1 protein-coding gene is annotated in these 1352 nt (G+C 65.8%); it reads right to left on the minus strand.

Annotation, left to right across the window (positions count from 1 at the left end):
- Positions 1–1352: phosphoribosylformylglycinamidine synthase subunit PurL (gene purL, locus EN750_RS34520; RefSeq protein ID WP_127399292.1), on the minus strand; the 1352-nt coding region annotated here is incomplete at both ends.

Below are 1352 nucleotides of genomic sequence, written 5' to 3' on the forward strand. Positions count from 1 at the left end.
TGGTCGGGGTTGGCAGGATGCCCTGGCCGTTGGTCTCGTTGTAGAGCGAGACATTGCCGGAGACGATCGGGAAGCCAAGCGCGCGGCAGGCGTCGCCGATGCCCTTCACCGCGCCGACCAGCTGGCCCATGATCTCGGGCCGTTCCGGGTTGCCGAAATTGAGGTTGTCGGTGGCGGCCAGCGGCAGAGCGCCGGTGGCGGTCAAGTTGCGCCAGCATTCGGCCACCGCCTGCTTGCCGCCCTCATAAGGGTCGGCCTCGCAATAGCGCGGCGTCACGTCGGAGGAGAAGGCGAGCGCCTTGGTCGCATGGCCTTCGACCCGCACCACGCCAGCATCGCCGCCTGGAAGCTGCAGCGAATTGCCCTGGATCAACGTGTCATACTGCTCCCAGACCCAGCGGCGCGAAGACAGGTCGGGCCCGCCGAGCAGCTTCAGCAGCGCGTCGGCAACGTCGGCTTGCGGAATGTCATTGGCTGCCAGCGGCGCCGGCTTTTTCGGCTCGACCCACGGCCGGTCATATTCCGGAGCCTTGTCGCCGAGATCCTTGATCGGCAGATCGGCGACCTGATCCCCCTGGTGCAGCACGCGGAAGCGCAGATCGTCGGTGGTCTTGCCGACGATGGCGAAGTCCAGCCCCCATTTGTGGAAGATCGCCTCGGCTTCCTTTTCCTTTTCCGGGCGCAGAACCATCAGCATGCGCTCCTGGCTTTCCGACAGCATCATCTCGTAGGCGCTCATGCGCTCTTCGCGCACCGGCACCTTGTCGAGATCGAGCTCGATGCCGAGGTCACCCTTGGCGCCCATTTCCACCGCCGAGCAGGTAAGGCCGGCGGCACCCATGTCCTGGATGGCGATGACTGCGCCCGAGGCCATCAGTTCGAGGCTGGCTTCCAGCAGGCACTTTTCGGTGAAGGGATCGCCGACCTGCACTGTCGGGCGCTTCTCATCGATCTTGTCGTCGAATTCGGCCGAGGCCATGGTGGCGCCGCCGACACCGTCGCGGCCAGTCTTGGCGCCGAGATAGACGACCGGCAGGCCGACACCCTTGGCTTCCGACAGGAAGATCGCATCGGTCTTGGCAAGGCCCGCCGCAAAGGCGTTGACCAGGATGTTGCCATTGTAGCGGGCGTCGAAATTGACCTCGCCGCCGACCGTCGGCACGCCGAAGGCGTTGCCATAGCCGCCGACGCCGGAAACCACGCCTGAAACGAGGTGCCGGGTCTTGGGATGGTCAGGCGAGCCGAAGCGCAGCGCATTCATCGCCGCGATCGGCCGGGCGCCCATGGTGAAGACGTCGCGCAATATGCCGCCGACGCCGGTCGCCGCACCCTGGTAGGGCTCGATGTAGGAC

It is taken from the genome of Mesorhizobium sp. M7A.F.Ca.ET.027.03.2.1, from assembly GCF_003999175.1.
Taxonomy (GTDB): Bacteria; Pseudomonadota; Alphaproteobacteria; order Rhizobiales; family Rhizobiaceae; genus Mesorhizobium.